This window comes from Chryseolinea serpens (genome assembly GCF_900129725.1).
Taxonomy (GTDB): domain Bacteria; phylum Bacteroidota; class Bacteroidia; order Cytophagales; family Cyclobacteriaceae; genus Chryseolinea; species Chryseolinea serpens.
Genome location: NZ_FQWQ01000002.1, coordinates 1,294,480 through 1,319,157 on the forward strand (window position 1 = coordinate 1,294,480; position 24,678 = coordinate 1,319,157).

22 protein-coding genes are annotated in these 24,678 nt (G+C 52.0%); 11 read left to right on the forward strand and 11 right to left on the reverse strand.

Going from position 1 to position 24,678, the window contains the following annotated elements:
- Positions 1-10: 10 nt before the first annotated feature.
- From BUB30_RS19400 to BUB30_RS19415, 4 genes are all read right to left on the reverse strand, one after another.
- Entirely contained in the window at positions 11-2,368 is a 2,358-nt protein-coding gene (locus BUB30_RS19400) for an ABC transporter permease (RefSeq protein WP_073137078.1), read from the reverse strand.
- Between the two features lie 173 nt (positions 2,369-2,541).
- Positions 2,542-5,115, reverse strand: a complete 2,574-nt coding sequence (locus BUB30_RS19405) for an ABC transporter permease (protein ID WP_221408743.1) — start codon at positions 5,113-5,115, stop codon at positions 2,542-2,544.
- Positions 5,112-5,441 (reverse strand): PadR family transcriptional regulator, encoded by a 330-nt coding sequence (locus BUB30_RS19410; protein ID WP_073137080.1) that lies wholly within the window; start codon positions 5,439-5,441, stop codon positions 5,112-5,114. The genes BUB30_RS19405 and BUB30_RS19410 overlap by 4 nt, the downstream gene beginning before the upstream one ends.
- Before the next feature lie 187 nt (positions 5,442-5,628).
- A complete protein-coding gene (locus BUB30_RS19415; RefSeq protein ID WP_073137082.1) occupies positions 5,629-6,090 on the reverse strand; it encodes an Lrp/AsnC family transcriptional regulator in 462 nt (153 codons plus the stop codon).
- Between the two features lie 117 nt (positions 6,091-6,207).
- Between BUB30_RS19415 and BUB30_RS19420 the strand changes: the two genes are divergently transcribed.
- Complete coding sequence (locus BUB30_RS19420) at positions 6,208-7,434, forward strand: aminotransferase class V-fold PLP-dependent enzyme (RefSeq protein WP_073137445.1); 1,227 nt, start codon at positions 6,208-6,210, stop codon at positions 7,432-7,434.
- Between the two features lie 159 nt (positions 7,435-7,593).
- The gene (locus tag BUB30_RS19425; protein ID WP_073137447.1) at positions 7,594-8,439 is read left to right on the forward strand and encodes a phytanoyl-CoA dioxygenase family protein; all 846 of its coding nucleotides are present in this window, start codon (positions 7,594-7,596) and stop codon (positions 8,437-8,439) included.
- 45 nt (positions 8,440-8,484) lie between these two features.
- On the opposite strand, the gene BUB30_RS19430 is transcribed toward BUB30_RS19425, so the two are convergent.
- Entirely contained in the window at positions 8,485-9,144 is a 660-nt protein-coding gene (locus tag BUB30_RS19430) for a DNA polymerase ligase N-terminal domain-containing protein (protein ID WP_084138266.1), read from the reverse strand.
- Between the two features lie 308 nt (positions 9,145-9,452).
- Here BUB30_RS19430 and BUB30_RS19435 point away from each other — a divergent pair, with 308 nt between their 5' ends.
- Complete coding sequence (locus BUB30_RS19435) at positions 9,453-10,775, forward strand: sigma-54-dependent transcriptional regulator (RefSeq protein ID WP_073137086.1); 1,323 nt, start codon at positions 9,453-9,455, stop codon at positions 10,773-10,775.
- Between the two features lie 9 nt (positions 10,776-10,784).
- On the opposite strand, the gene BUB30_RS19440 is transcribed toward BUB30_RS19435, so the two are convergent.
- Entirely contained in the window at positions 10,785-11,411 is a 627-nt protein-coding gene (locus BUB30_RS19440) for a GNAT family N-acetyltransferase (protein ID WP_073137088.1), read from the reverse strand.
- Between the two features lie 184 nt (positions 11,412-11,595).
- On the opposite strand from BUB30_RS19440, the gene BUB30_RS19445 reads away from it, so the two are divergent.
- The 8 genes from BUB30_RS19445 (at position 11,596) to BUB30_RS19480 (ending at position 20,822) form a co-directional block, all read left to right on the forward strand.
- Entirely contained in the window at positions 11,596-11,946 is a 351-nt protein-coding gene (locus BUB30_RS19445) for a DUF7674 family protein (protein WP_143164987.1), read from the forward strand.
- Between the two features lie 166 nt (positions 11,947-12,112).
- Positions 12,113-12,193, forward strand: a complete 81-nt coding sequence (locus BUB30_RS19450) for a potassium-transporting ATPase subunit F (protein ID WP_073137092.1) — start codon at positions 12,113-12,115, stop codon at positions 12,191-12,193.
- 11 nt (positions 12,194-12,204) lie between these two features.
- A complete protein-coding gene (kdpA, locus tag BUB30_RS19455; protein WP_073137094.1) occupies positions 12,205-13,920 on the forward strand; it encodes a potassium-transporting ATPase subunit KdpA in 1,716 nt (571 codons plus the stop codon).
- Between the two features lie 7 nt (positions 13,921-13,927).
- Entirely contained in the window at positions 13,928-15,997 is a 2,070-nt protein-coding gene (gene kdpB, locus BUB30_RS19460) for a potassium-transporting ATPase subunit KdpB (RefSeq protein WP_073137096.1), read from the forward strand.
- A 19-nt stretch (positions 15,998-16,016) separates the two neighbouring features.
- Entirely contained in the window at positions 16,017-16,580 is a 564-nt protein-coding gene (locus BUB30_RS19465; protein WP_073137098.1) for a K(+)-transporting ATPase subunit C, read from the forward strand.
- An 85-nt stretch (positions 16,581-16,665) separates the two neighbouring features.
- Positions 16,666-17,745 carry a porin gene (locus tag BUB30_RS19470; protein WP_073137100.1) on the forward strand — a complete coding sequence of 360 codons (1,080 nt, stop codon included), beginning with the start codon at positions 16,666-16,668 and terminating at the stop codon, positions 17,743-17,745.
- Between the two features lie 243 nt (positions 17,746-17,988).
- Entirely contained in the window at positions 17,989-19,113 is a 1,125-nt protein-coding gene (locus BUB30_RS19475; RefSeq protein ID WP_073137449.1) for a histidine kinase, read from the forward strand.
- Positions 19,110-20,822 (forward strand): ATP-binding protein, encoded by a 1,713-nt coding sequence (locus tag BUB30_RS19480; protein ID WP_073137102.1) that lies wholly within the window; start codon positions 19,110-19,112, stop codon positions 20,820-20,822. Before BUB30_RS19475 ends, BUB30_RS19480 begins: the two co-directional genes overlap by 4 nt.
- A gap of 45 nt (positions 20,823-20,867) precedes the next feature.
- Here the strand turns inward: BUB30_RS19480 and BUB30_RS19485 are convergent, their stop codons facing one another.
- Genes BUB30_RS19485 through BUB30_RS19505 form a run of 5 tightly spaced genes read right to left on the reverse strand, consistent with a single transcriptional unit; the run spans position 20,868 to position 24,675 of the window.
- Positions 20,868-21,581, reverse strand: coding sequence for an ATP-binding cassette domain-containing protein (locus BUB30_RS19485; protein ID WP_073137104.1), 714 nt, complete (start codon positions 21,579-21,581; stop codon positions 20,868-20,870).
- Positions 21,574-22,254 carry a molybdate ABC transporter permease subunit gene (modB, locus tag BUB30_RS19490; RefSeq protein WP_073137106.1) on the reverse strand — a complete coding sequence of 227 codons (681 nt, stop codon included), beginning with the start codon at positions 22,252-22,254 and terminating at the stop codon, positions 21,574-21,576. The genes BUB30_RS19485 and modB overlap by 8 nt, the downstream gene beginning before the upstream one ends.
- 3 nt (positions 22,255-22,257) lie before the next feature.
- Complete coding sequence (gene modA, locus BUB30_RS19495) at positions 22,258-23,013, reverse strand: molybdate ABC transporter substrate-binding protein (RefSeq protein ID WP_073137108.1); 756 nt, start codon at positions 23,011-23,013, stop codon at positions 22,258-22,260.
- Between the two features lie 42 nt (positions 23,014-23,055).
- Positions 23,056-23,556, reverse strand: coding sequence for a molybdopterin-dependent oxidoreductase (locus tag BUB30_RS19500; RefSeq protein ID WP_073137110.1), 501 nt, complete (start codon positions 23,554-23,556; stop codon positions 23,056-23,058).
- Positions 23,557-23,565: 9 nt separating this feature from the next.
- A complete protein-coding gene (locus BUB30_RS19505; RefSeq protein WP_073137112.1) occupies positions 23,566-24,675 on the reverse strand; it encodes a cytochrome-c peroxidase in 1,110 nt (369 codons plus the stop codon).
- Between the last annotated feature and the right edge of the window lie 3 nt (positions 24,676-24,678).

Consider the following 24,678-nt stretch of genomic DNA (forward strand, 5'->3'; position numbering starts at 1 on the left):
ATACAGAATTCTATTCCGTTTTCAAGCTCTCCACAGGGTTTGCTATTGCAGCCTTAAGTGCCTGGTAGCTTATGGTGAAGAGGGACAATAGGAGCACGCCGACGGCAGCCATAACAAATACCCACGCGTGTAAACCGATGTTGTAGGAGTAGCCCTGCAACCATTGCTGCATGATGTACCAGGCGATAGGCGAGCCGATAAGGATAGCGACCATCACCAGACGCAGGAAATCTTTCGACAACAGAACGGTGATCCGGAAAGCGGAAGCCCCCAGCACTTTTCTAACGCCGATCTCTTTAATTCTTGTTTCAGCCATGTAGGTGGCGAGACCGAACAAGCCGAGGCAGGCAATGAGCACGGTGAGGCCGGTGAAGAGTGCGGTCATCTGACCGATGCGCTGAATGTCGTCAAATTTTCTGGCATAGTCTGCGTCCACAAAATGAAATTCGAAAGGGAGTTCGGGGTTATACTTTTCAAAAAGTTGCTGAATGGTTTTCAAATTCCCCGCGGTCGCCTCGTTATCCTTTAGCTTGATGTTGATGACGTTAAACCCGTCGGCCTTGCTGCCGAAAATGACCATTGGTTTGACTTGCTCTGACGGCGATCCGAAAACGAAATCTTTGATGACTCCAACCACCTGGTATTCGACCATGTCGTTGGTGATGCGTTGCCCAATAGGATCCTGGAAGCCGATGGCTTTGACGGCTGATTCGTTCAAGAGGATGGCGCTTGAATCGGCCGGATAGTTCGCGAGATCGATGTCGCGTCCTTGTGCCAGCTTCAGGCCCGCCGTGCGCACCAGGTTTTGATCTTGACTTAAGACATCGAAAGCGGTTTTATCGTTTGGATCTTTGCCTTGCCATTGAAGCGCATAGGTGGTGCCAAAGCCCTCGGTGAGCGTGGAGTTGGTCTTGGTGACCTCGGCGGCTACACCGGAGGCGAGCAGCTCGTTGCGGAGGGGTGAATAATTTTTGTAGAGATCACCCGTCATCCAATGATAGACGAGCGGATTCTTGTCATACCCCGTGTCGCGCTGCTGCGTGTAACGAATCTGCTGCACGACAACCAATGTGCAAATGATGAGCACAATAGCAAAGCTGAATTGCAGCACAACCAACACCTTGCGCGGGTTTACAGAAGCATTCAATTTTTTAAAAGTGCCCTTCAGCACGGCAATAGGTTTGAAAGACGATAGAAAGAATGCCGGATAACTGCCGGCGACCAACCCGGTGAGCACGATAAAAGTGAGGGCGGTCAACCAGAAATACACGTTATCGAAAGGAATGAAAAGTTCTTTGTTCACCAGCACAGCAAAGGAAGGCAGTGACACTTGCACCAGAACCATCGCCAGGATGGCCGATAGAAAGACCAGTAGCATAGACTCGCCCAGGAACTGGACGATGAGCAAACCCCTGTTGGCACCGGCAGTCTTACGCACGCCGACTTCCTTGGCCCGCTTCTCGCTTCTGGCCGTGCTCAGGTTCATGAAATTGATGCAGGCTATCAACAAAATGAACATCGCTATGAATCCAAACAGCATGACCGTTTCGATGCGTCCTCCGGCAAGCTTTCCGTTCTCAAATTTGGAGTACAGATGCCACTTCGTTAAGGGATGAAGGAATACTTCTTTTTGCTCCTGCCCGTTGGTGTGATCTTTTGTAATGTTCCTGATCTTTGCCTCCACATCCAACGCGTTGGCTCCTGGTGCAAGCTGAACGTAGGTATTCATGAAATCGAAGGCCCAGTTGGTGTCATCTTCTCCCCGTTTCACGAAATACGAATAGGGAAGGATATATTCGAAATCGAAGGTGCTGTTGATGGGGAGATCTTTTAGTATGCCGGTGACTGTAAAATTATCGCGATCGATCGTAATGACCTTGTTTAAGGCATCTTCGGTGTCGAACATTTTCTTTGCCATTTTGCTCGTGATCACAATGGAGGTAACATTGTTCAAGGCCGTCCCCGGGTCGCCATGTTGAAAGGGAAAGGTGAACATGGTGAGGAATGCGGGGTCGGCAACGAGCGCTTTTGTGGAGATCTTTTTTTCGCCGGCAATGGTCACGAACCAACGGGAGAAGGTTCGGGCGGTTGCGTCGATGTCGCGATACTCTTGTTTTAAAGTTGGACCGAGAATTTTTGGAGTAAAATTCCAACATTGAATTTTGCCATCGAATGTTCCCCTGTTCCACACCTCGTATAGAGAATCCTTATTTTTATGAAAGCGGTCATAGCTCACTTCATTATAGATCCAAAGCAGGATGAGCGTTGCGCTTGCCATACCAACGGCAAGTCCCGTAATATTTATAAAGGAGAACCCTTTGCTGCGCAAGATGTTGCGCAGGGCGATCTTGAAATGGTTTCTCAGCATAGCGTTGAAATTTCGGTCAGACCTCATCCTTTCAAAGCGAGTGCCAACGGGTAAAAGCCTAATGACCAGCAATTTGAAACGACAGCAAAAGATTATGGCTGACCGGTATTGAAACAGGGTTGTGCGTTATCAGGAGCTCATGCGGCGAAATATTCTCACCGTCCAAGGAGCCATCATTCACTGCGAAGCGTCTTTGCCGGATTGACTCGTGCCGCACGCCATGTCTGCAGCGCCACCGTGAACCACGCCACGAAAAGAGCCGACAGACCAGCCGTCGCGAAGAACCACCATTGTAAATTGATCTTATAAGCAAACCCATCCAGCCACTGCCGGCTTATAACGTAGCTGATCGGAAAAGAAATCACAATGGCCACCAGCACCATCCGTGTGAAATCTTTCATCAGCAAAAACACAACGCCGACATTGGTTGCTCCATGAATCTTGCGGATACCAATTTCCTTTAGCCTGCGCTCGGCCGTGAACGCTGCGAGGCCCAACAATCCCAAGCTGGAGATGAGAATGGCCAAGCCCGCGAAATATTTTGAAAGTGTGGCCACGCGTTGTTCAGCAACGTATTGTGCCTGATAATCCTGATCGAGAAAACGATAGCTGAGAAGAAAACCGGGATTGTAGTCCTTATGAAATTTCTCAAGACGCGCAATGACATCGGCCTCCTTGCCGGGCTCCACCTTCATCATCACCATCCACGTGCCATCGGGGGCGAGGTTGAAGAAGAGCGGCTTCACTTTTTCGTGGAACGACCGGAAATGAAAATCTTTCACCACCCCCACAATGGTGCGGGGTTTGCCCCAGAGGGTTACCGTCTTGCCAATAGGATCCTCCATGCCCATGGCAGCGATGGCGGCCTCGTTGAAAATGATGTTGGAGTCTTCGGCGCCAAACTGTTGTGCGTAGTAACGTCCCGCCACCAATTGCACTTCCAGCATTTCGATCATGCCATAGTTCACTCTAACGTTCTCCATCTCCACCACCAGGTCGGGGTCTTTGCCTTCCCATTGCATGGAGCTGGTGCTGCTGCCGGCGCCAAATTCCATCAGGCTATGGCCGATGCTGGAGGCGTTGGTCACACCCGGAAAATTTCTGACCGTGGCGATTACCGTCTCCAGGTTTTGGGTGACCTTGCCCTGTCCTTCGAAATATAGCAGGTGATCTTTGTTGTAGCCCAGGTTCTTGGTTTGTGTATACTGCATCTGTTCATACACCACCCACACCGATACGATGAGTACCACGGAACACACAAATTGAAATACTACCAACCCGCGGCGCACCCACAGTTCGCTCCACGATCCATGAAGCTGTCCTTTCAGGATCGCCACCGGGTTGAAACCCGAAAGATACAGGGCGGGATAGCTGCCGGCTATCCATCCTGCAAAAATAGCAAGGCCCGCAAGCGACAAGAGTGTCGGATAATCGGTAGGCACGGTCAATGTTTTTCCTGTGATGAGATTGAACTGTGGCAACAGGAGGATAACCAACAGAAACGCACATCCCATCGAGAGCAGCGCCATGAGCATGGATTCGCCCAGGTATTGGATGATCAGTGCACGCCGGCTTGCCCCCATCGCCTTTTTGGTCCCGATCTCTTTTATGCGACGCGACGCCCGGGCCGTAGACAAATTCATGAAGTTGATACACGCAATGAGCAAAATAAAAAATGCGATGATCGAAAACATGCGCACATACTCGATGCGTCCGCCGGCCTCCACACCGTTCACAAACCGGCCGTGCAGGTAAAGACGAGAATAGGGAGTGGCAAACACGGTTGTTCCTTTCTCTCCACCATGATCTTCCACAAAGTTGACGATCTTGGCCGAGAAGGCCTCCAGGGATGCTCCTTCGCGCAGCACAACAAAAGTGGACGGCGCATTGTTCGTCCACTGCAAGGTCCAGGGGTGTGCTTCTTTCATTTCATCCGTCGTGAGCAGGAAGTCATATTGTTGTGTGGACTGCGCGGGCATTTTCTTGAACACGCCCGATACATTGAAGAGCTTTTCGTGTTGCCAGGTCACGGTTTTGCCCAGCACATTTTCTGTGGTGCCAAACAAACGCACGGCCATTTCGTCAGAGAGCACGATGGATTTTTTATCAATCAGTACTTTGCCCGGATCGCCTTGCAGGAGAGGGAACGAAAAGATCTTGAAATAATCTCTGCCCGCATAGACGCCTGTCCCCTGCATGTTCCGGTCGTCGACGGAGAGCACGTATTTGTCGGTCCAGGATACGGTGGTGGCAGACGCTACTTCGGGAAGTTCTTGCGCCATGGTCTCGGCCAGTATGCCAGGTGTGCCGCTCTGTACCGTGATCTGTCCGTTATCCAGCTGGCGCTCCATCACCTCCACCAGGCGATCGCCCGCTGCGTGCAGGTTGTTGACTTTCAACTCGTCGCTCACCCACAGGTAGATCAGTATGGTACACGCCAACCCAGACGACAATCCGATCAGGTTAATAAAGAAGGAGCTCTTGTATTTTAAGAAACTCCGGTAGGTGATGGTGAAATTATGACGGAACATGGCGCGGGCATTTTGGTGAACATTGATTTTAAAGGCCCGTATGAACTGCGGGCGCAAATATTTACATACACTCCATATAAAACCCCACCGCGCCCGCCGAGGCGAGAGGAGGGATTGTTTTTCGAACACTTCGATGAGGTCGCCCTCGATCTCTTCGAGATAATCTTCACGGCAAAACCACCGCAGGAATTGTAAGGCTCGCTTTGGAGGTTTCATTTGCTAAAGGATATATCCGGTATCAGGTTATAGATGCTGTTGCGCAGGGCGTATTGTTGATCTAATGCGCGCTTGCCCAAGGCGGTCATGACGTAGTATTTTTTTCTGCGTCCTCCCCGGTCTTCGGTGATGCCCCCGAAGCGCGATCGCACCAGCCCTTTGTCTTCCATGCGCTTGAGGGCGACGTGCACGGCGCTGATGTTAAGTTTCTTTTTGAGATGACTTTCCAGGTTTTCGAGCACGGCCACGCCATAGGCTTCGTCGTGGAGGGCGCCCACCATCAATAAAACCAGTTCTTCAAATTCTCCGAGCGAAGGAGTTTTCATAGCGGTTGATTTACTTAACGAATGTGAAATAAATAGATTATTTTCACTTTTGCTATAGAAATGGAATTATTTTTCTGGCCCGGGGATTGATGCCGGGCTTCCAAGCGGTTATGTTACGGGTAAAATTCGTGTGATTCTACGGAAAGAACGATGTAATCTGACGGTCCCTGGCTGTCTGCTAACGATCTTAAACGTCCACGCTATATCCCACCTTCACCTTGTCCATGACCACATGTGTGTAAAAGTGTTTTACATTGTTATTGTCCATGAGCCATTTTTTTGAAAACGCTTCGTAGTGCTGCATGTCTTTTGCGTTGACCAGGATCACAAAGTCATACGTGCCGGTCACGAAATAACATTGCATGACCTCGGGGCATTTGCGCATGGTGGTCTTGAATTTCTCCAGCGCACGCGAATTGCCATCCTGTAAAACAATGTCGACGACGCAGGTGATGCCGATGCCTGCTACCTGGGGTGAGATGATAGACACATCGGCCTCGATCACTTTTTCATCGCGAAGCCGTTTCAACCTCCGCTGCACGGCCGACGGGCTCAGGCCTACCGCTTCACCGAGTTCATCGGCGGTGGTCTTGTTGTTGCGCTGTAACAGTCTTAACAGCTTTTTGTCGAACTCGTCCAGGGGTTGCATGTTTTATGCGTTTTGGGATTTAAAATTACCGGAAAAAACTGCTATTCCCTGTTCTTTGCAGAAATTGTGCGGGCAGGCCTTGGCAATTTTGCAGGGCATATCAAACTTTTTTCGACTATGAAAAGTACAAACGAGAGTCCTTTCTCCTCCGACGAGATCGCCGCCTTGCGAAACGACACGGAAGGCTGCGGGCAGGTCATCCACCTCAACAACGCCGGTGCCAGCCTGATGCCGCGGGGCGTGACGCAAAGCATTCTGGATCACATCAAGCTGGAGTCGGCGATCGGCGGCTATGAGGCTTCTGCGCTGCGACACGATGCCATCCGCCAATTCTACGATGTGGCGGCGAAGCTGTTCAACTGCAAGCCTTCCCAGATTGCCTTCACGGCAAGTGCGACCGACTCGTATACGCGCGCCCTATCCTCCATCCCGTTTCGCGAAGGCGATATCATTCTGACCGACACCGATGACTTTATCTCCAACCAGATCCAATTCCTGTCCTGTCAAAAAAGATTTGGCATCCGCATCGAGCACATTCGAAATGCTCCCGGTGGTGGCGTCGACCTCGACGATCTCGATCACAAACTCCATACGTTACAGCCTCGCGTGCTCGCCATCACACATGTTCCCACCAACTCGGGTCTCGTTCAACCGGTGAAAGCCATCGGCGAAATTTATGGGCGCTATGCGCAACAACACGGCGACAAAACCTGGTATCTGCTGGATGCCTGCCAATCGGTTGGGCAAATGAAGCTGGATGTAGCAGTTTTAAAATGCGACTTCCTCAGCGTGACCAGCCGCAAATTTCTTCGCGGCCCCCGCGGCGCAGGATTTCTCTACATTTCCGACAAAGCCTTACAACAAGGACTGGAGCCGCTGTTCATCGACATGCGCGGCGCGGAATGGATCGAGAAAGATCGCTACAAACCCCGCGAAGACGCCATGCGCTTCGAAGACTGGGAGTTTGCCTATGCCCTCGTGTTGGGGACTCGGATGGCCATTGAATATTGCCTGCACCTCGGCGAGGACCGCATCTGGCAACAGGTCAAACTTCTCTCCACCTACCTGCGGCAGGAACTTTCCCCGTTGGGCGGGATTCGGATGCTCGACCGCGGTCCTGAAACCTGCGGACTGGTCACCTTTACCGTCGCCGGTTCCGACCCAAAATACCTGGTGAACGAATTCCTAAAACGAAAGATCAATGTCGTCCCCAGCTTCCGGAATTTTGCCGTCATCGACTTCGACGAGAAAAAAGCCGCCTGGGCTCTCCGCGCCTCACCCCACTACTTCAACACAAAACCCGAGATCGATACTTTTATCTCCGCCCTAAAGGAAATCATCTAAAGTCCACCCAAACACCCACCCCCTCACTCCCACACCCCTACTGGCTACTAACTACTGGCTACTTTTTCAGCATGTTAGAAAAGTACCAGTTTTAACCATCCCCGATGTAGCCTTCCTGATGGAATGGGCCGTAATTTCGTTATTCAAAACAACCGAACCATGAAAACGCTATTCACTCCGGAACAAGTGGCCCAATACAACACCGACGGATACATTGTTGTCGAAAACTTCTGCTATCCGCAGGAGATCGACCGGCTCATGACCATCGCCTACGAGGATAAGAACATCCGCTCCAATGCCTGGGACCTTGATGACCAGTCGGGTAAAAAGACAAAGCTTTCGCTTTGGTATACGCCCGGCAACAATCCCTATGGCTATCTCACGCGAAGCGAGCGCATGGTGAACCGCGTGGCGCAGTTGATGGAGGGAAATGGTCGTATCTGTCACTATCATTCGAAGCTCATGCAAAAGGAACCTCGGGTGGGCGGTGCCTGGGAGTGGCACCAGGATTATGGTTATTGGTATAAGAATCAATTTATGTATCCCGACCAACTGATGAGCGTGATGGTCGCGCTGACGACGGCGAATAAAGGCAACGGCTGTCTGCAGGTGATCAAGGGCTCGCATAAACTTGGCCGCGTCAATCATGGCTTTGCGGGAGAACAGGTGGGTGCAGACATGGTGATGGTCAACAATGCCTTGAAAACCATGGAGCTGGTCTATTGCGAGTTGCATCCCGGCGACGCGCTTTTCTTTCACAGCAACCTGCTGCATCGTTCCGAAGCCAACCTGTCGGACAATTCGCGGTGGTCGGTGATCTCCTGCTACTCAGCCGAATCCAACCTAGCGTATAACGAGCCTTCTTCGGCGTGGAAAATTCCCGTGGAGATCGTGCCCGACAACGCCTTGATGGAATGGGAAACCGAGTCGTTCTCGGAAAAAGATTTCTTGAAAAAAGAAAATGATGAAGCCCTGAAGGAGTCGGGCTGGGAAACCAAATTGTGAGCTTGACTTAAAGAATTGGCCTGGGATGGAGCTAGCTTCACATGACTAGTTCTTTTTCCGGGCCGTTGTTTTTCTTGCTACCGTCTTCCTGGTGGCGGTCTTCTTGGCCGCCGTTTTTTTTGGCGCACGTTTCTTTTGAATTTGGTCCAAGGTCTTCCCGGACTTGGCTGAGCGGTCCTTTAAAAGAATGTCACCGGTGGTGGCATATTCATCTTTGGTCTTCATAAGCAGCCACGCGTTTTCGCCCCGGGCGCTGGTTTTTACGAGGGCAAATTCTCCCTTTAATTTTTCGCCAAGCATAACAAACTTTAGCTTGCCGGCATGCAGCTGGTGAAGCAACGCTTTGTCTTCCTCTTTCTTCGAAGCAAAGGGTCCATCGGCTGCGGCATACGCCCCCGCATCCCAAACCATGACCGTGCCGGCGCCGTAGTTGCCTTCTGGGATGGTTCCTTCAAAGGTCCGGTAGTCATAGGGATGATCTTCCACCATCATGGCGAGACGCTTCACGGAAGGGTCCATCGATGGGCCTTTCGGGACGGCCCAACTTTTGAGCACGCCGTCCATCTCCAGGCGAAAGTCGTAGTGAAGGTGGGACGCCGCGTGTTTTTGAACGACAAATGTATGCGCAGCACCGGCAGACTTTCCGCCGGTGGGTTCTGGGGTTTCGCTAAAGGCCCTTTTCTTTTTGTAGGTTGTTAAGCTCATATTCTTTGGCGTAAGAAATGCGTTAAACCACCCTCCTTCGCTGAAGCTTCGGCGGGCAAGCAAAGTTAAAGCAAAGCACTGCGTTTCCTTGCGTCTTTCTTTGCTCGCCGAACAGGTGAGGCGGTTCAACAACGGATTAACCCAACAAAATTGTGCCAGCCCTACACAGCATCCCAACCCTACTGAATCGAACAAAATGTGGAAAATCCACGCCAACCGCTCAACACTATTCCCCAACGCTTTTTGGGGTGGCCTGTAGCGCGAACGCCCGCAATGCTTACCTTTAGACGCGTTATTTTTAAGATCTCATGAAAGCATCGGTACTCGTCGTCGACGACGAAGAGAATCTTCGGAAGTTGCTCTCCCGCGTGGTGGAGTTGGAAGGCTATACGGTTACGCAGGCGGCGTCGGTGAAGGAGGCCATCAAGGCGCTGCAACACGACCTGTTCCAGGTGGTCATCTCGGACGTAAAACTTCCCGACGGCAACGGCATCGATCTGACGGCCCGGATCAAAAAAGAATATCCCGGCGTGGAAGTGATCGTGCTCACGGCCTATGGCACCATCGCGGATGGCGTGAAAGCGATCAAGAACGGCGCGTTCGATTATCTCACAAAAGGCGACCACCAGGAGCGCATCATTCCCCTGCTAAGCAAGGCCGCCGAGAAAGCCATGCTGCAACAAAAAGTGGTGGCGCTGGAATCACTGCTCCAAAAGAAATTTGGGTTCAACAATATTCTCGGCGAGAACAAACGTCTGACAGATTGTATTGCGCTTGCTGAAAAAGTCGCTGCCACCGATACCAGCGTTTTGTTGCTGGGCGAAACGGGAACGGGGAAAGAAGTGTTTGCGCAGGCCATCCACTATGAAAGTCCGCGCAAATCGCGATCGTTCGTGGCGTTGAATTGCAGCGCGTTCCCGAAAGACTTGTTGGAAAGCGAATTGTTCGGTCATGCCGAGGGCGCGTTCACGGGCGCCACCAAATCGAAAAAAGGCTATGTCGAGGAAGCGCACGAAGGCACCTTGTTTTTGGATGAGATCGGCGAGATGAACATCGACCTGCAAGCCAAACTTTTGCGCGTGATCGAGACCGGCGAATACTATCGCGTGGGCGACAGCAAGCCCCGGAAAGTCAACACCCGTTTCATTGCCGCGACCAACCGAAACCTGGAGAAGGAATCGGATGAAGGGCATTTTCGCAAGGATCTGTATTACCGGCTCTCGGTATTCACCATCGCCCTTCCTTCACTTCGCGACCGGAAGGACGACATCGGGATCCTGGCCCGGTTTTTTATCACGCAGTTTTCCATCAAAACCAACAAGCGCGAACCCGCCATGAGCGCTGCGTTCCTGAAAGCGTTGGAGCAGCATCCCTGGAAAGGAAATATACGCGAACTGAAAAATGTCATCGAACGCAGCGTGATCCTTGCCGACGACGAGCTCACCGAGTCGGTGCTCCCTTCTGACTTTGCTATCGACGAAAGTCGCGACTCCTTTGAGCTTGCCGTGGCCGAAAAACACCACATTTTAAAAGTGCTCCGCCATACACAGGGCAATAAAACGCAGGCAGCAAAACTTTTGGGCATTGCCTTAACCACGTTGTATCAAAAAATAAAAGAGTACAGCCTCTGAATCCTGGACTTAATTTCCATTGACCGCGCTGACAGTTTTTGCCTTCGGGTCGAATCGCATGGCCGTGCAGAGGCAAAACTTGCGACCGGTGCGTTTCAGGATGTCGTGGTTCACGCACAGCTCACAACCTTTCCAGAATTTTTCGTCACGCGGCATTTCGGAAAATGCGGTTGGATAAAAACCTAGTGCTGTATTGATCTTCATAACGGCAGGGCTGGTAGTGATGCCTATTACGCTTGCTTCCGGATATTTTTCGCGGCACAAGTCAAACAATGCTTTTTTAAGGAGGGTGGCCAATCCGTGTTCACGAAATTCCGGGGCAACGATCAGCCCTGAGTTGGACACCATGGCGCCGTTGTCGAATTCGTTCATGTAACAAAATCCGGCCCAGCGGCCGTCATGGTGAAAGGCCATCAAGGCTTTCCCTTCGCGTATGTAGTGGGCGATGGTTTCGGGTGAGCGCTTGCCGATGCCTGTGCCCCTCGCTTTTGCACTTTCCTCCATCGTTGCAGCGATGCGTGGCGCCAGGTGGAGGTGTTCGGTGGTTGCTTGTTGGATGTTAAAATGATGATGACTACTGTCTTCGTCCATATCGGTGTGATCCGGTTGTTTGTGCGTGTCCTTAGCAACATCCATACCATCTGGCCACGCTGCCCTGTTTGCAAGGTCTGGCCTGGGGTGCCCTATGATTTCCGGAAACACCCTACGGATTCCGTAGGGTAGGCTCCGGGGTGCATCTTCCTAAATGACTGTTATTGAACCCCTTAACGGTTCCGGCATTCCTGTTGCCCTGAGCGGTGTAAATCATTCACAACACTATATGATAACCGAACGAATAGCCCTGGTCATGCTGGATGGCGAAGTTCCCGAAAGGAAAGACGACCCCCATTATACACGGCAGTTTTACAAATCGATCCAGGCTTTTGCCAACGCTTCGTTGAAGCTGTGCGACGAAGGTAAATTCAAAAAACTCGAACAGTTTTTGAAAGTCGCCTTTCGTCTTTTCAAGGAAGGAAACGAGACCGTGAAAAACGGCGTCGTGGACATCTACCTGTACACGCTCGCCCACTCACTCGACCAACGACCCAATGCGCGGAAGTGGATTGAGCCGTTTATGCCGGGTGAGCTTCGGATTGCTTATGCCCAGTTGCATCACGCTTCGAGTCTTTGAGACAACGTGCTTAAGGCTTCTCAACTCCCCATCACAACATTCTAAATTTCACTATACCAAAATCTAAGTCGTATGCTAACCATCATCTTTCTCTTGTCGTTCCTGCTGAGCTTCCTGCTCTTCTTCAAATCTGTCGACTATTTCGAAAAAATATAAACGCGCTGCCATGATCATTGCACTCTTCATCTTATCCATAGCCGTGTTTTGCTACCTACTCTATGTATTGGTAAAACCGGAAAAATTTTAATGCCGAATCGTATGAACACAGAAATCACAGGCATCATCTTCACCTTCCTGATCACGGTGGCCCTGGCCTCCCCCTTGGGAAAATATATCGCCAAAGTTTTTGGCGGCGAGCGCACCTTCACCGATTTTTTGAATCCGGTGGAGCGCTTTATCTATCGCATTTGCGGCATCGATCCAAACGAGAGTATGGATTGGAAACAGTTTCTCAAGGCCATGTTGACCATCAACATGGTGTGGTTGTTTTATGCCTTCTTCATGTTGATGTACCAGGACAAATTGCCACTCAATCCCGATGGCAACGCCGGGCAAACCCCTGACCTGGCTTTCAATACCGCCATCAGCTTTGTGGTGAATTGCAACCTCCAGCACTACTCGGGTGAATCGGGCCTCACCTACCTGACGCAGCTGCTGGTGATCACCTTTCTCCAGTTTGTGAGCGCCGCTACCGGCATCGCCTGCCTGGTGGCCCTGTTCAACGGGCTGAAAGAAAAGACCACGAACAACCTTGGAAACTTCTGGAGCATCTTCATCAAGACCAATACACGGATCTTGCTCCCGCTTTGTATCGTCATGGCCATATTGCTCGCCTTCAACGGTAGCCCCACGAGCTTTGACGGCAAGGATGCCATCACCACACTGCAAGGCGACGCTGTGCAGGTTTCGCGTGGACCGGCAGCTGGCATGATCGCCATCAAGCACCTGGGCACTAACGGTGGCGGATGGTTTGGCGCCAATTCGGCGCATCCCCTGGAGAATCCCAACTACTTCACCAACATCCTGGAGATGGTAGCGCAGGTGATCATTCCCGTGGCGATGATCTTCGCATTAGGCTTTTACATCCGCAAGAAAAAATTTGCTTACGTGATCTTCCTCGTCATGACCGTGGGCATGCTGTTCTTGCTGATCCCAACGGTGATCACCGAGTTGCACGGCAACCCGGCCATCGCACAAATGGGTGTTACACAAAACACTGGGGCGATGGAAGGAAAGGAGGTTCGATTCGGCCCGGCTGCGTCTGCGTATTGGAGCATCGTGACAACGATCATCTCGACCGGCTCGGTGAACTCGATGCACGACAGTTCCATGCCGCTCTCGGGCATGATGCAATTGTTGGGCATGATGGTGAACGGATTTTACGGTGGCTGCGGTGTGGGTATCCTGAACTATTATATCTACATCATCATCGCCGTGTTTATTTCCGGCCTGATGGTAGGGCGCACACCCGAGTTTATGGGTCACAAAGTCGAAGCGCGCGAAGTAAAGATCGCCATGATCGTGACGCTGTTCACTGCGTTGATCACGAAAGGCTTTACGGCGCTGGCCGCGTACATGGTGGCCCATCATCCCGACGTGGCGTGGGCGGTTAAACCCTCGGGCTGGCTGAACAATCCCAGCTACCACGGCTTTTCCGAAATGCTATACGAATACACTTCGGCCAATGCCAACAACGGCAGTGGGTTTGAGGGACTTGGCGACAATAATATTTTCTGGAACGTGACCAGCGGTTTTGCGCTGATCCTGGGTCGGTTCATTCCGATCATCGGTCCCGTGGCCATTGCCGGCTTGCTCGCGAATAAAAAATTCATTCCGGAAAGTGGTGGCACGTTGAGAACGGATTCTTTCACATTTGGTATGATGACTTTTGCCGTGATCATTATTGTCACCGCCCTGTCATACTTCCCTCCGCTCGCCCTGGGCCCCTTGGCCGAATACTTCTCTTTAAAATAATTGAGTCATGACTAGAAAACGCAAAATAAAATTATTCGAGCCTGCTTTGGTGAGCTCCGCTTTCAAGCAGTCGTTCGTAAAACTTTCTCCCCGGCTGATGATCAAGAACCCGGTGATGTTCACGGTGGAGTTGGGTACACTGGTGATGTTGTTTGTCATCGCCAACCAGCTCCTCACGGGTGATGCTTCGCAAGGTGCGCTGTGGTACAACGTGGTCGTGTTCATCATTCTCTTCGTCACCTTGCTCTTCGCCAATTTTGCAGAAGGGCTTGCCGAGGCCCGCGGAAAAGCGCAGGCCGAAAGTCTGCGCAAAACCCGGGAAACAACGCAAGCCAAAGTGCTTGCCGAAAATTCCAATCACATCAAAATGGTGCCTTCCTCACAGCTGAAGAAAGGTGACGTCTTCCTTTGTGAAGCCGGTGATACTATTCCTATGGACGGCGAGATCATCGAAGGCATCGCCACGGTGGACGAATCGGCTATTACGGGAGAATCGGCTCCCGTCATTCGGGAAGCGGGTGGTGATAAATCGTCGGTGACCGGTGGGACGAAAGTTCTTTCCGACAGCATCAAAGTGCGCGTGACCACTTCGCAAGGCGAAACGTTTTTAGATAAAATGATCTCCCTCGTAGAAGGTGCCACACGTCAAAAGACACCGAATGAAATCGCGCTCACTATTTTGCTGGCGGCCTTCACGATGATCTTCACCATTGTGTGTGTTACCCTGAAGCCGTTTGCTGATTATGCAAACACGCCCATTACCATTGCGGCCTTTATTTCACTCTTCGTGTGTCTTATTCCTACCACCATCGGCGGGTTGCTGTCGGCCATTGGCATTGCCGGTATGGATCGTGCGCTTGGCGCGAACGTGATTGCCAAGAGTGGCAAGTCCGTAGAAACGGCCGGCGACGTGGATGTGCTGTTGCTGGATAAAACAGGAACGATCACCATCGGCAATCGCAAGGCCACCCACTTTCATCCAGGCAAAGGCGTCAACGTGGATAGTCTTATTGAAAGCGCCACGCTGGCTTCCTTGTCGGATGAAACGCCGGAAGGAAAATCTATTGTGGAGCTTGCGGCCACAAAAGGCTACCGGCATCCGGCTTCGATGGGAAGTCCCGAAGATCTTTCCTATGGCTTGCCCAATTCGAAGGTGATAAAATTCTCTGCCGATACCCGCACGTCGGGAATTGATTTGGATGGCCGGATGATCCGCAAAGGCGCCTATGATGCCATCCGGAAACTGGTGGAGAAAAACGGCAACCGTTTCCCTGAGGAAATAAAAGCCACGGTCGACAAGATCTCTTCCAATGGAGGAACGCCCCTGGTCGTGGCCGAGAATCACGTAGCGTTGGGTGCCATCGAATTGCAGGACATCATCAAGCCCGGCATTGCCGAACGATTTGAGCGCTTGCGCAAGATGGGCGTGAAGACCGTGATGGTGACGGGCGACAATCCGCTCACCGCAAAATACATTGCCGAAAAGGCCGGCGTCGACGACTTCATTGCCGAAGCCAAGCCCGAAGACAAAATGAACTACATCAAGGCAGAGCAAGCCAACGGCAAACTGGTGGCCATGATGGGCGACGGCACCAACGACGCTCCCGCCCTGGCGCAGGCCGACGTGGGCGTGGCCATGAACAGCGGCACACAAGCCGCCAAGGAAGCCGCCAACATGGTGGACCTGGACAGCGACCCGACGAAGTTGATTGAAGTGGTGGAGATCGGAAAGCAGTTGCTGATCACGCGCGGAACGATCACCACGTTTTCCATTGCCAACGACGTGGCGAAATATTTTGCCATTGTGCCGGCGCTGTTCATAACGTCCATCCCAGCCCTGCAAAGTCTCAACATCATGAACCTGAACAGCCCGGAGTCGGCCATTCTATCGGCGATCATCTTCAATGCGCTGATCATTCCGATGCTCATTCCGCTGGCCTTGCGTGGCGTGGCGTATAAGCCGATCGGGGCGTCGGCCCTGCTGAGAAGGAACCTCTTTATCTATGGTTTAGGAGGGATCATAGCACCCTTCATCGGCATCAAGCTCATCGACGCCTTACTGGGTTTTGTCATCTGAATTTAAAATTGCAATACAAATGAAAACGAATATCATTATATCGCTCAAACTTACCCTGGTGTTGTTGATCATCACCGCGGGATTATATCCGCTGCTGATTGCGGGCGCTGGCAAGGCCGCACCGGGTGGTGGAAAAGGTGAAACCCTTTCGGTCCATGGCAAAGTAGTAGGCTATGAACGCGTGGGACAAAAGTTTACGGAAGACAAGTATTTCTGGGGAAGGCCCTCCGCCGTGGAGTACAACGCCGCGGGTTCGGCCGGTAGCAACAAAGGCCCCAGCAACCCGGACTATCTCGCTACGGTGCAGGCCCGTATCGATACCTTCCTCGTGCACAATCCCGGCATCGCCAAAGAACAAATCCCTGCCGACCTGGTGACGGCGTCGGGTAGTGGATTGGATCCGGACATCTCACCGGAGGCCGCCCGAATTCAGATCGCGCGGATTGCGCGCGTCCGGAACCTGGGCGCCGATAAGCTCGAAGCCCTGGTGAACGCGCACATCGAAGGTCCCTTCCTGGGCATGTTCGGTCCCTCGAAAGTACACGTCTTAAAACTGAACATGGCTTTGGATGAATTAAAATAATGTCATCACTTTTGTGTGCCCGGCAGGAAGCAACGCACGTTGTCTTCCCGCCGCACACATCTCCTTTATCTTTTAGCACTATACTATGAAAACTATCATCCTGATATTTCTATTGACTTCATTTTCTATGCTTTGCTTTTCCCAGGAGGAAGAAAAACCCTCCCCCTTCACGGTGAGCGGTTATTTGGAAACCTATTATGTCTATGACTTCAATAAGCCCGCAGACAACACGCGACCCAGTTTTGTCTATTCCTATAATCGACACAATGAAGTGAACCTCAACCTCGGCTTCATCAAAGGGTCCTATAACACCGACAACGTGCGGGCCAACCTGGCGTTGATGACCGGCACCTACGCCAACGCCAACCTCGCCTCCGAACCGGGCGTGTTGAAGAATATCTATGAAGCCAACGCCGGTGTAAAACTTTCGGCCCGCAAGAACCTGTGGGTTGACGCGGGCATCTTTGCTTCGCACATCGGTTTTGAGAGTGCCGTCGGCAAAGATTGCTGGAGCCTCACGCGGAGTATATTGGCCGACAACACACCATACTATGAAGCGGGTGCCAAAATCTCTTACACCACCGACAACGGCAAATGGTTTTTCTCCGGGCTTGTGCTGAACGGCTGGCAACGCATTCAGCGCGTCAGTGGCAACTCCCTCCCCTCTTTCGGAACGCAGATCACCTTTAAACCTTCATCCACCATGACCCTCAATAGCAGTTCGTTTATCGGCACAGACAAACCCGACAGTGCCCGGCAGATGCGTTACTTCCATAACTTCTATGGCACCTTCCAGGTGACTGAGGCCTTTGGTTTGATCGTAGGCTTTGACTACGGTGTGGAAGAGAAAAGTCCTGAAAGCAGTTCTACCAATGCATGGTATTCGCCTGTTGTGATTGCAAGACTCGCGTTAAGCAAGAAAGTTACGGTGGCCGCGCGCGGTGAGTACTATAGCGACGGCAACGGCGTGATCATTGCCACGGGCACACCACACGGTTTCAAGACGGCCGGCGCTTCGGCCAACCTTGACTACCAGATCGCTCCGAATGCACTGTGGCGGATCGAGGTGCGTCATTTAAATAGCAAGGATGAAGTCTTCACAAAAGAACAGCGCGCCACGAAAAACGACACATTTGTTTCCACGGCCTTGGCCATAAGCTTTTAACCTCATGCCGTACTCATGGCGGCACGTCTGCACTTTAAAGTTCATCATGCCGTCCAGGGATTTGATTGATGGGTTCGCGCCCGGCCTTTTGAAACAACGAGAAGAGCTGTGCCTAGGCACGGCTTCTTTCTTTAAATATTAAATAGAAAACTGTGGGCTTTCATAATCTGTGTGGATATTTACCGGGCTTATATCCGCCCTTTCCCGCAAGATGCGCAGGTGAACGCCTTTCATAACTTTGACATGGAAGAAAAAGAGAAATCGGTCGAACACTTCCTGAACCTGATCAAGAAATCCAGGCGTGGGAAATTCAAGGTCTACATCGGCATGAGCGCCGGTGTGGGGAAGACGTATCGCATGTTGCAGGAAGCCCACAGTTTGTTAAAGAATGACGTGGATGTGAAGGTAGGCTTCATTGAAACGCACAACCGGAAAGAGACCCATGACCTCATCGCAGGCCTACCGATGATCGCAAGGAAAACCGTCTTCTACAAGGGCAAAGAACTCGAGGAAATGGACCTGCAGGCTATTCTCAACATCCACCCGGAGGTGGTCATCGTCGACGAGCTGGCCCATACCAATATTGAAGGCAGCAAAAATGAAAAACGCTGGCAAGATGTGTTGGAAATATTGGACGCAGGCATCAACGTGATCAGCGCCATGAACATCCAGCACATCGAAAGCCTGAACGAAGAAGTCCAGCAGATCACCGGCATCGAAGTGCGCGAACGCGTACCCGACCGCGTGCTGCAACTCGCCGACGAAGTAGTGAACATCGACCTGACGGCCGACGAGCTTATCGTGCGCCTGCGTGAAGGAAAGATCTATCATCCCTCCAAGATCGAGACCGCTTTGCGAAATTTCTTCCAGGCGGAGAAGATCCTGCAACTGCGCGAACTGGCATTGAAGGAAGTGGCCTCACAGGTCGAGCGCAAAGTAGATAGCGAGGTTACGGTAGACAAAAGGATACGACACGAGCGATTCCTGGCGTGCATCAGCACCAACCACGATACCGCCCGAATGATCATTCGCAAGACCGCCCGCCTGGCGGGGTATTACAATTCAAAATGGCATGTGCTCTATGTTCAGACGCCGCAGGAAGATTCCAACCGGATAAAGCTTTCCGTACAACGTCACCTGATCAACAATTTCAAATTGGCCACCGAGCTGGGTGCCGAAGTGATCCAGGTGAAAAGCAATCGCGTACCCGATGTGATCGCCACGGTGGCGGAAGAAAAAAAGATCACCACCGTGTGCATCGGCAAGCCTCACTTGCGGCTGTGGCAAGTGATCCTGAAGACCAACGTCTTCAACCAGTTGCTTAACAGACTTTCAGATTCAGATATCGACTTAGTGATACTATCATGAGCATCAAGATCAAAGTGGCATGGGGTGTAATCTTTCTCTTCCTGGTGATCGTTACCATCGGCGGGTTGGGATTGTATTATCTCGAAACGCTCTCCAACGATTCGGAGAACATATTGACCGACAACTATGAAACGCTGGAGTACACCAAAAGCATTGTCGAAAATTGCGACAGCCTGAAGATCGACTCCGTCAAGGCCATGAACGCTATGGCGGCCAACCTCAAACTGCAGGAGGCCAACGTAACGGAGAAGGGTGAACGCGAACTCACCCTTGCGCTTCGCGTGGCCTTCGAGCGACTAAAAAACACCACGCTTGGTGACAGTAACATCGTGCGTATCCGAAGCATTTGTCTTGCTATTCAGGATATGAACATGAAAGCTATCATCCGGAAGAATGAAGTGACGCAAAAGACGGCCACCAAAGCTTCCACCTACCTGATCATCATCGGCAGCATTTGTACACTGGCAGCGTTTACATTTATCATCAACTTCCCCGGCTACATCGCCAACCCCATTGTGCAGCTCACCAGCAGTATCAAGTCAATCGCCCGCAAAAATTACGAAGAGCGGCTGCACTTCGACCGCAAGGACGAGTTTGAAGAACTGGCTGAAGCGTTTAACCAAATGGCAGAAAAGCTCGACGAATACGAACACAGCAATCTGGCCAAAATACTGTTTGAGAAGAAGCGCATCGAGACCATCATCAACCGCATGACCGACCCCGTGATCGGGCTTGACGAACATGACAAAGTGATCTTCGCCAACGAGCCTGCGCTGAACCTGCTAAATCTTTCCAGCAACGATGTGATGGATCGCTATGCGCCCGACATCGCCGTGAATAACGACTTGTTCAGAAGTCTGATCCGGCAGAGCCCACCAGCCGAAAGCGCGCTCGTCAAAGCCGTGATCGGCGGGAAAGAAAATTATTTTTCAAAAGAATCCATCACCATCCACCATACGCCCACAGGGGAAACGGATGCGATGAAGATCGGTCAGGTGATTTTATTAAAGAACATCACCTCCTACAAAGAACTCGATCTGGCCAAGACAAACTTTATTGCCACCATCTCACACGAACTAAAAACACCCATTGCCTCGCTGCAAATGTGCACGCGCCTTCTGCAGGACAAACGGGTCGGCGAGCTAAACGAGGAGCAACTCAACATCATCCACACACTCGACGATGAAGTCACCCGCCTTTCGAAGATCACCAACGAGCTGCTGGATCTTTCCCAGGTGGAGACCGGCAACATCAAGCTCAACATCCGCAAGGCCGACGCCGGCGACATTATCCACCTGGCCGCCGAAGCCGTGAAATTTCAAGCCGAGCGAAAACATGTGGCCATAACCGTGGCGCCGTTTCACGACATCCCATCCCTGCAGGCCGACCTGGACAAGACGACATGGGTATTGGTGAATTTCCTCACCAACGCCATCCGCTATAGTCCGGAAAATGAAACGGTGACGGTGCGGTGCAAATCGGAGAGCGGCGCCATCATTTTTTCGGTCGAAGACCACGGCCCCGGCATAGAGGAAAAATACCTGAACAGGATATTCGAAAAATTCTTCCAGGTACCGGGCACACCATCGGGCACGGGCCTGGGACTTGCCATTTCCAAGGAATTTATCGAGGCCCAGGGTGGTAAGATAAAAGTGGAGAGTCACATCGGGAAGGGAAGCGTATTTTCATTTGAATTGTTAAAATCTTAACGCGTCATTGGGGATCGCTCGTGACGGGCCGACCCCGCTTGCCATTCAACGCGAAAGACCGCCGGTTATAAACGGCTTCAAATTATCCAACGGCAACACCTCGAGTGGCGGCCCATCTTTTTTGATGATGCCGTCTTCCAAAATCAAAACGCGTTTCGACATTTTGATTACTTCATTGAGATCGTGGCTCACCATGAGGGTGGTGAGGTTGTATTGACGGTGTACGCGTAAAATATAATCCTGAAGTTTTATTTGCATCGCCGTATCCAGCGCCGACAGGGGCTCGTCCAGGAGCAATAGGTTGGGTTGGCGCACCAGGGCGCGGGCCAACGCCACACGTTGTTTTTGTCCGCCGGAAAGCAACGCTGGTTTTTTATCGCGGAGCTGTTCCAACTCGATCAATTGCAGTAACTCGTCGATCCTTGATTTCGGCTGGTCTTTTTGCAGGGCAAACTCCAGGTTGCCTTGCACCGTCATGTTGGGGAAGAGCGAATATTCCTGGAAGACCATGCCGAGGTTCCGGAACTGTGGCCTTAGGTTGATGTCCTTACTTTTGTCGAACCAGATCTGGCGATCGCAGACAATGCGTCCGTCATTCGGCGTGAGCAAGCCGGCGAGCATGCGGAGTACGCTGGTTTTGCCCGCGCCCGAGGGACCGTAGACCGTCACAAAATCACCCGTCCCGATCCTGACATCCAGGTTTAGGTTGATCGCGCCACCGGCGCCGTGTAGCTTTCGAGTGATGGCGAGCTCAATCATGATACGGGTCAACTTTAAATGCACGATTGTTTACGAGGTAAACACTGATCAATACCAGGAAAGAAAATACGAGCAGGATCGAGGCATACACATTCGCCTGGTGATAGTTCATGGCCTCCACTTCATCGTAGATCGTCACGGAAATCACGCGCGTCTCGTGCGGTATATTTCCTCCCACCATCAACACCACTCCAAATTCACCAATCGTATGCGCGAAGGTGAGCATGCAACCCGTGAGGAGTGCACCTTTCATGTTGGGGAGCAAAACTTTGGTGAGGGTAGTGAACCGGCTCTTGCCTAATGTGTACGCCGCCTCCTTGAGGGCCACGGGCACGGACCGAAAGCCATTTTGGATCGGCTGGATCATGAACGGCAAGCTATAAATTACAGATGCCACCACGAGTCCCGGGAAGGTGAACACGAGTCGCAGATCGAAATATTTTTCCAGGAAATGACCGAATGCATTTAGCGGACTGAGCGCCAGCAGTAAATAAAATCCCAAAACAGAAGGTGGCAATACCAACGGCAGGCCCACGATCGACTCGACGATCACTTTGCCACGCCAGCGGGCAAACGCCAATCCATAGGCCACCGGCACGCTGATCACAAACAGGATCGCCGTCGTCACGGTGGCTAATTTCAGCGTCAGGTAGAAGGGGGAAAGGTCGAGCATAGGCTAGGGTTTGGTGAACCCAAAGTGGAGCAAAATGGCATTGGCCGTGGCGCCGTTCATATAGTCCAGGAAGGCTTTGGCGTAGGCGTTGCCCAGCGCGTGTTTTGTGATGACCGCTCCTTGCTCGAGTGGTTTATGGCTTTCTTCGGGAATGAGAAAATAGGTCCCGTTCTCTTTTTTCATATTTGGCGAAAGGGCCAGCGACAACGCGACGATGCCCGCATCGGCCGCACCCGTAGTCACAAACTGGGCGGTCTGCGAAATATTCTCACCAAACACCAATTTCGATTTCACACGCTCCGTCAATTTATAATAAGCCAATGCCTCCTCCGCGCGTTTTCCATAGGGTGCATGCTGTGGGTTAGCGATCGCAATTTTCAAAATGGACGGCGACAACAAGGTGTTCATGCCTTCTTTTTCCGGATCGATCTTTTTACTCCATAACACAATGCGTCCCTTTCCATATATATAGATCTCGGAAAGGGTCAATTTTTTTTGCTTAAGCTGTTGGGGATACGTGATATCGGCTGAGAAGAAAATATCGAAGGGCGCGCTGTTGGAGATCTGTTCGAATAATTTTCCGGACGAACCATAAGTGATGTCCACCGTTCCGGGGTGAGTTTTCTTAAACGTAGCGGCCACGGAGTCCAGGGCAAATTTCAAATCGGATGCCGCCGCGATCAGGATCTTGGGTTGTGCATGCCCCTGCCCGGCGATCATCATGACAATGCATACGATACTGAGTCTTATCCTGTTCATATCACCAAAAATAATATTTGTACGCTGCTTACGCAGACGCCGTCATTCTTTTGAAAACACCACCTTGATCGTGGTGAGCTCCCGAATCCAACGCGCCTGTTTTTTATCCGATGGTACAACCATGCGAAACGGACCTTCCCCTTTCGCCAGCGGATGGCCGTCCACTTCGTAGGCCAGCAACACGGTTTGACTGGTAAACTCTGGGTCGATTTCCGGAAGGGAGAAGATCACCTCATAGCCGTCGGCGGCTTTCACGAGGACGTATTTGGCCAGGTTCTCTCCCCTCAGTTTCCCGCCGAGGGTTACACCAGCCGAATCCAGCACATCGACCAGGCGCACGCCTTTGAACACGTGTTCCTTGCCGTCGCGGTCTTTGCCCTTCACTTCGGTGGTCTTCCACTTCAGGAGGTCGTCTTGCGTGAGCGTGCGCGGTTTCAGCACTTCGCCTTCCACGCGGAACGATGGTTTAGGTTGAGCGTGACCCGCGATGGAGATCAGCAGCAGGGCTGCCAGCAAAAAGGGATTGCAAAATTTCTTGCTCATAGGGTAAAGTTACGGTTTTGTGCTTCTTAAAAAATGAGGGTTCGAAAAATCAGGGTTGTTGACAAAGGCCGAGTCGGTAAGCATCTGCAAGAAAACCAACAGGTCGCCTTTCTCGGTTTCCGTCAGCATAAGACTTTTACCGTCCACCGCGTTGGTGGCTTCGGCGATGAATGGACTCAGGGTGGTGCTGGGCTGCACGTGTTCGTTGTAGTGATTCAGGACTTCCGTCAATGTCGCGAACCGGCCGTCGTGCATGTAGGGCGCTGTGAGACTAATGTTCCGTAGCGTGGGCACGCGGAAACGTCCCCGGTCGATGGCCTGGCCGGTGATGGCTTCGCGACCTGCGTCTTTGGGCAGCGTGTCGAGTCCGTTGTTGTGAAAGAGCTCGACAAAAGTTTTGGGTGTTCCGTGGCAGTGGCCGCAGTTGGCACCGCGAATATTCCGCTGCGGCGAAGGCGGGGTCATGAAGAGTTCTATGCCGCGCAGCTCTTGCGCTGTGGGTTGATATTGCCCGCGCAGATATTTATCGTAACGCGAATCGCCAGAGATCAGCGTACGTTCAAATTGCGCGAGGGCCTTTAGCAGGTTTTCTCCGGTGATGTCGCCGGAGCCAAACGCCTGGGCAAATTTTTCGCGGTATGAACCGTCGGCTTTCAACTTCATCACCGACGCTTCGAGCGACTGCCCCATCTCGTGCGGGTCCGTTAGCGGCACCACGGCCTGGGCTTCCAGGCCACTCACCCGTCCATCCCAGAATAAGTTCCGCACCCACAAGAGATTGGAAAGCGACATGGAACTGCGTTTGGTCAACGTTCCGTCAACGCCCGCGCTAAAGGCTTTGCCGTCGGTGAACGCCAATTTTTGTTGGTGACAGGTGGCGCACGTGACCCGGTTGTTGCCCGACAGCCTGGGCTCATAAAACAGCATCCTTCCCAACGCCACCCCTTCTTGGGTCATCGGGTTGTTTTCGGGGATGGTGAACCTGCCGCCGAAATAGGCTGGGTAGTTGAGGGTGTAGGGTTGGGATGAGGGACCGGGTGTTTGAAACGAAAGCAAGACCGTCAGCGTCGTCGCCGCAGTTGCGAGCATCCATACCGAGGGCCGCTTTCGTTTCTTCATTTT

Excerpts from the sequence above, each read along its gene's own strand:
- BUB30_RS19400 (WP_073137078.1), bottom strand. The coding sequence starts at position 2,368 with ATGCTGAGAAACCATTTCAAGATCGCCCTGCGCAACATCTTGCGCAGC.
- BUB30_RS19405 (WP_221408743.1), bottom strand. The coding sequence starts at position 5,115 with ATGAAACCTCCAAAGCGAGCCTTACAATTCCTGCGGTGGTTTTGCCGT.
- BUB30_RS19410 (WP_073137080.1), bottom strand. The coding sequence starts at position 5,441 with ATGAAAACTCCTTCGCTCGGAGAATTTGAAGAACTGGTTTTATTGATG.
- BUB30_RS19415 (WP_073137082.1), bottom strand. The coding sequence starts at position 6,090 with ATGCAACCCCTGGACGAGTTCGACAAAAAGCTGTTAAGACTGTTACAG.
- BUB30_RS19420 (WP_073137445.1), top strand. The coding sequence starts at position 6,208 with ATGAAAAGTACAAACGAGAGTCCTTTCTCCTCCGACGAGATCGCCGCC.
- BUB30_RS19425 (WP_073137447.1), top strand. The coding sequence starts at position 7,594 with ATGAAAACGCTATTCACTCCGGAACAAGTGGCCCAATACAACACCGAC.
- BUB30_RS19430 (WP_084138266.1), bottom strand. The coding sequence starts at position 9,144 with ATGAGCTTAACAACCTACAAAAAGAAAAGGGCCTTTAGCGAAACCCCA.
- BUB30_RS19435 (WP_073137086.1), top strand. The coding sequence starts at position 9,453 with ATGAAAGCATCGGTACTCGTCGTCGACGACGAAGAGAATCTTCGGAAG.
- BUB30_RS19440 (WP_073137088.1), bottom strand. The coding sequence starts at position 11,411 with ATGGATGTTGCTAAGGACACGCACAAACAACCGGATCACACCGATATG.
- BUB30_RS19445 (WP_143164987.1), top strand. The coding sequence starts at position 11,596 with ATGATAACCGAACGAATAGCCCTGGTCATGCTGGATGGCGAAGTTCCC.
- BUB30_RS19450 (WP_073137092.1), top strand. The coding sequence starts at position 12,113 with ATGATCATTGCACTCTTCATCTTATCCATAGCCGTGTTTTGCTACCTA.
- kdpA (WP_073137094.1), top strand. The coding sequence starts at position 12,205 with ATGAACACAGAAATCACAGGCATCATCTTCACCTTCCTGATCACGGTG.
- kdpB (WP_073137096.1), top strand. The coding sequence starts at position 13,928 with ATGACTAGAAAACGCAAAATAAAATTATTCGAGCCTGCTTTGGTGAGC.
- BUB30_RS19465 (WP_073137098.1), top strand. The coding sequence starts at position 16,017 with ATGAAAACGAATATCATTATATCGCTCAAACTTACCCTGGTGTTGTTG.
- BUB30_RS19470 (WP_073137100.1), top strand. The coding sequence starts at position 16,666 with ATGAAAACTATCATCCTGATATTTCTATTGACTTCATTTTCTATGCTT.
- BUB30_RS19475 (WP_073137449.1), top strand. The coding sequence starts at position 17,989 with ATGGAAGAAAAAGAGAAATCGGTCGAACACTTCCTGAACCTGATCAAG.
- BUB30_RS19480 (WP_073137102.1), top strand. The coding sequence starts at position 19,110 with ATGAGCATCAAGATCAAAGTGGCATGGGGTGTAATCTTTCTCTTCCTG.
- BUB30_RS19485 (WP_073137104.1), bottom strand. The coding sequence starts at position 21,581 with ATGATTGAGCTCGCCATCACTCGAAAGCTACACGGCGCCGGTGGCGCG.
- modB (WP_073137106.1), bottom strand. The coding sequence starts at position 22,254 with ATGCTCGACCTTTCCCCCTTCTACCTGACGCTGAAATTAGCCACCGTG.
- modA (WP_073137108.1), bottom strand. The coding sequence starts at position 23,013 with ATGAACAGGATAAGACTCAGTATCGTATGCATTGTCATGATGATCGCC.
- BUB30_RS19500 (WP_073137110.1), bottom strand. The coding sequence starts at position 23,556 with ATGAGCAAGAAATTTTGCAATCCCTTTTTGCTGGCAGCCCTGCTGCTG.
- BUB30_RS19505 (WP_073137112.1), bottom strand. The coding sequence starts at position 24,675 with ATGAAGAAACGAAAGCGGCCCTCGGTATGGATGCTCGCAACTGCGGCG.